General features: G+C 56.0%; 5 protein-coding genes. 3 read left to right on the forward strand and 2 right to left on the reverse strand.

Annotated elements, in window-relative coordinates:
* Window positions 1-1,701, reverse strand: a complete 1,701-nt coding sequence (locus Q1K23_RS08100; protein ID WP_300363684.1) for an NAD-binding protein — start codon at window positions 1,699-1,701, stop codon at window positions 1-3.
* Between the two features lie 6 nt (window positions 1,702-1,707).
* Window positions 1,708-2,085 carry a DUF6394 family protein gene (locus Q1K23_RS08105; protein ID WP_300363686.1) on the reverse strand — a complete coding sequence of 126 codons (378 nt, stop codon included), beginning with the start codon at window positions 2,083-2,085 and terminating at the stop codon, window positions 1,708-1,710.
* 116 nt (window positions 2,086-2,201) lie between these two features.
* Here Q1K23_RS08105 and trpS point away from each other — a divergent pair, with 116 nt between their 5' ends.
* The 3 genes from trpS (at window position 2,202) to crcB (ending at window position 4,053) form a co-directional block, all read left to right on the forward strand.
* Window positions 2,202-3,188, forward strand: coding sequence for a tryptophan--tRNA ligase (gene trpS, locus Q1K23_RS08110; RefSeq protein WP_300363687.1), 987 nt, complete (start codon window positions 2,202-2,204; stop codon window positions 3,186-3,188).
* Between the two features lie 134 nt (window positions 3,189-3,322).
* A complete protein-coding gene (locus Q1K23_RS08115) occupies window positions 3,323-3,673 on the forward strand; it encodes a DUF190 domain-containing protein (protein WP_300363689.1) in 351 nt (116 codons plus the stop codon).
* Complete coding sequence (gene crcB, locus Q1K23_RS08120) at window positions 3,670-4,053, forward strand: fluoride efflux transporter CrcB (RefSeq protein WP_300363691.1); 384 nt, start codon at window positions 3,670-3,672, stop codon at window positions 4,051-4,053. The genes Q1K23_RS08115 and crcB overlap by 4 nt, the downstream gene beginning before the upstream one ends.
* Window positions 4,054-4,175: the final 122 nt, after the last annotated feature.

The following is a 4,175-nucleotide window of genomic DNA, read 5'->3' on the forward strand; positions in this document are numbered from 1 at the left end:
TCAAAAATCGAGTGTCAGTTTGCACGCGAGCGAGAGCTCGCACTCTTTTCCCTGCATTACATAGTAGAGTTCGTAGATATTCTCCATGATGTACTCCACATCCTCGAAGGCATCCCTGGTTCCGGCGAAAAGCACCTCGTCACCTATTTCGATGGGCAGAGACGGATCTGGCAGGAGCATCTCCTCCTCTCCCCTTCGTATATAGAGAATCAACAGAGGATTCTCCTTTCTCCAGTCGTCCCGTCTGCGATAGAGAACACTGTAGGGGATCTCCTCTCCCGTCTCCTTCATATGGCGTGTCAGGGCGTAGGCGTGGTCTTCGTCGATCACCGTCTCGAGCGTATCGGGGTTGTTGTTGATGTGCTCTTTCATCAGTTCCACCACCTTTTTGCCCCACGCTTCGCCGCGATAGGCCATCAGCCTTATGAAGCGGTCGGCCAGGGGACGCGCCAGCACGTTGTAGGTTTTGTTGACCATCAGGGTTTCGATCATGATGACCCTGTCGATCTTCGCCGCCTTGAAGACGACCGTGTCGGCGATATGGTTCTCCCTGGCGATCGTATAGATCTCCGGGTTGATCCGTTTGGCCGCCATGATGATGGAGAGGTTGAGCAGGTCGTCCTTGGTGGCGGCGATGATACAGGAGGCTTCCTGCACGTCGGCTTTGAGCAGGATCTTCTTGTCGTCGGCGTCTCCCACCATCACCTTTTCGCCACGTCGCGCCTTCGCCGCCTTTTCGGGACTCGCTTCGATGAAGACATAGTCGATGCCGGCGCGCCTGAGTCCCACCTCCAGAGCCGTTCCCATACGACCGTACCCGCAGACGATATATTTACCCTCTTTGGGGAGACGGTCCTTTTTTCTCAGCACCAGCGGATCGCCGTAGAGCCACTGCTCGATCATCAGCAGTGAGGGCGAGGTGAGCGAGAGATAGATCCGTTTCGCCACGATCTTGAAGGGGTTTTCGACCACGTCGGCGCCGATCGTCTTGAGGTTCTGGCCATATTCGTCCTGGGTCGCCTCGACGACGACCATGACGTGCCTGTTCATCAGCTTCGCCGAAAGGGCGACATGGAGGTTCATGACGTCGTCGTTGAAGAGCGAGACGACGGCGCGGCAGTTGGGCTTGTGGATGCCTGCGGTCTTGAAGACTTTCGGATCGCGGATATCCCCCGCCAGCGCCGGCACTTCGATACCGTAATCCTCCAGCGTCAGCTCCTTGATCTTCTCCTCGTTCTTCTCGATCACGACGCTGCGTATGCCGTCGCGGGCCAGACGGTCGATGATCTGCCGGGTCATCGAGTTGTAACCGACGAAAATGATGAAAGGCTCCTCCATCTTTCTGATCTTGCGCTGAAACTGCGCCAGGGCGATCTGGGCCGCGAGCACCTTGTCCTGAACCAGGGAGATGATCGAGCCGATGGCGTAAAACCAGCCGATGACGGTCAGATAGATGCAAAAGCTCACCCAGAGTCTCTGAGAGTAGGTGAAGTCGTAGGGAGATTCGCCGAATCCGATCGTGGTAGCCATATAGCTGACGAAATAGAAGGCATCGAAAAAGGAGAGATGGTAGGGGTTTCCGTTCTCGTCCACCCCCGGAATCATCACCATGCCGAGAATGGAGATCGCGAACGTGATCACCAGTACGAACATCGGCGTCCGCATCCGCTTGATGATCAGGAAGAGAGAGTTGTTGCCCAAAGGTCGTTACCTTTTGGATTTGAGAACGTCGCCGGTAAAGAGGACCACGGACGTGATGTTCGCCAGCAGCGCGCCGCCGGAGAAGGAGATGATCGCCGTGACGACCTCCATGTTCATGCCGATCACGTATTCACCCAGTGCCCAGATCGAAGCGGCGCCGATGAGCTGGATGTCGGCGACCAGACTGGTGGCCAGCAGCACGGCGCCCAGCTGGGTCTTGTCACCCAGTTTGTAGATCGTGGCGATCAGGTTGACGATGATGGCGGCGAAGAGTTCGTACCGGTTGTGCTGCTCCAGCACCGTCGGATCGCCGTAGAAGAAACCGAAGTTCATCGTCAGCGCAAGGATGATGAAAAAACCCGCGATAACCTTTTCGAGATTCATGAAGTTTCCTTTGGTCGGCAGATAATCTCTAATTGTAAACCGATACGGATTAAACCGTACTAAAATCATCATCCGGTATAATCGCGGAAAATTTTCGAACATGCGGAAGGATTGCTATGCGAATCGTCAGCGGAATGCGCCCCACGGGCAAACTCCATCTCGGACACTATCTCGGCGTACTCAAAAACTGGGTGGAACTGCAGAAAGAGAACGACTGCCACTTTTTCGTCGCCGACTGGCACGCCCTCTCGACCAGCTACGAAGACAAGCTCAATCTCAGAATGCTGGGACGCGAACTGGTCAAAGACTGGATCGCGGCGGGCATCGATCCGGAGAAGTCGACCCTTTTCGTCCAGAGTGCCGTCAAGGAGCACGCCGAGCTCTACGTGCTTTTGAACATGATCACCCCGCTGGGATGGCTGGAACGCAACCCGACCTACAAGGACCAGCTGGCGCAGATGCAGAACAAGGATATCCGCACGGCGGGATTTCTCACCTATCCGGTCCTGCAGGCCGCCGACATCATCCTCTACCAGGCCGATCTGGTGCCGATCGGGGAGGATCAGAAGCCGCACCTGGAGATCACCCGTGAAATCGTCAGGCGTTTCCACCATCTCTTCGATTGCGAAGTCTTCAAAGAGCCAAAGGAGATGCTGACCGAAACGTCGCGGCTGCCGGGTCTTGACGGCAGAAAGATGAGCAAGAGCTACAACAACGCCATCTTCCTCTCCGACACGCCCGAAGAGGTATGGCAGAAACTGCGGGTGGCCAAGACAGATCCCCAGCGCGTCCGGCGAAACGACCCGGGCGATCCGGATGTCTGCCTGGTCTTCGACTATCACAAAGCCCTGAGCGAAGACAGTGTCGTCCAGCAGATCAACGCCGAGTGCCGCGCCGGCACCATCGGATGCATCGACTGCAAGAAGATGTGTGCCGAAAGCATCGAGCGGCTCCTTCAGCCCATGAGAGAGCGCCGCGCAAAACTCGACGACGAGATGATCGACGCCATCATCGAGAAAGGAAACGCCGCGGCGAAGAGCGAAGCGGCCGCCACGATGGAGAAGGCCAACAAAGCGGTTTTCGAAATCACCTGTGAGATTTGAGGGAGTAGTGGGTAGTGAAAGCTGACATATGTCGGCTTGTTCCAAAATAAAAAAAAGCGGGCGAAGCGAAGCTCTCCCACCCCCGTTCCCCATTCACCGTTCACTGTTCACCGTTCACCCCAAAAGGAGAAGCCATGAAACGATACCTCGGTCAGCGCAAACTGCTGCGCATCTATATCGCCAGCGACGACACCTACGACGGCAAGCCGCTCTGGGAGTCGCTTCTTGGTACGGCCCAGGAGATGGGTATCGCCGGGGCGACGGTCTTCAAAGGAGTCGCCGGTTTCGGGGCCCATTCGGAGATTCACACCTTCAATGTCTGGGTACTCAAACAGAAACTCCCTCTCGTCATCGAGATCGTCGACGAGATGGAGAAGATCCGCCCCTATCTTGAGGCGATCGACGACAAAGTGGACGAGGGTTTCGTCACGATGAGCGACGTCTCCGTCATCGCCTACAAACATCCCAAGCACGGAAACGGATGATGCAGCCGTCTCTGCTTCTGGCCATAGGCACGGGCGGGTTCGTCGGCGCCGTTCTTCGCTTTCTCATCAGCGGGTGGCTTCAGAAACTGTCACCCGTTCTCTTTCCCGTCGGTACGCTGGGAGTCAACGTGCTCGGAAGCTTCATCATCGGCTTCATGGCGCTCTATTTCGAAAACGTCATCGCTCCCCATCAGAAAGCGCTCGTCATCACCGGCATGCTCGGAGCCCTGACCACATTCTCGACCTTCTCCCTGGAGACGGTCACGATGATCCAGGAGGGATTGTGGGGACGCGCGGCGGCCAACGTGACCCTGAATGCCTTTTTATGTGTCACGGCCACGGTTCTGGGAATGTTTCTCTTTAAGCGAATCTATGGATAATGGCGACGAAATTTTCCACCAAGGAGTGAATATGTACACCATCGATATCGAAAAACGTTGCGGCTGCGTCAAAAAGGATGAAAACCTCGTGCTGCCCCAGAGTTTCGAGGATAGAGCCGAAG

This window comes from Hydrogenimonas sp. (genome assembly GCF_029933015.1).
Lineage (GTDB): Bacteria > Campylobacterota > Campylobacteria > Campylobacterales > Hydrogenimonadaceae > Hydrogenimonas.

Bases quoted from the DNA above. Each gene is read 5' to 3' on its own strand.
- Q1K23_RS08105 (WP_300363686.1), bottom strand. From the start codon at position 2,085: ATGAATCTCGAAAAGGTTATCGCGGGTTTTTTCATCATCCTTGCGCTG.
- trpS (WP_300363687.1), top strand. From the start codon at position 2,202: ATGCGAATCGTCAGCGGAATGCGCCCCACGGGCAAACTCCATCTCGGA.
- Q1K23_RS08115 (WP_300363689.1), top strand. From the start codon at position 3,323: ATGAAACGATACCTCGGTCAGCGCAAACTGCTGCGCATCTATATCGCC.
- crcB (WP_300363691.1), top strand. From the start codon at position 3,670: ATGATGCAGCCGTCTCTGCTTCTGGCCATAGGCACGGGCGGGTTCGTC.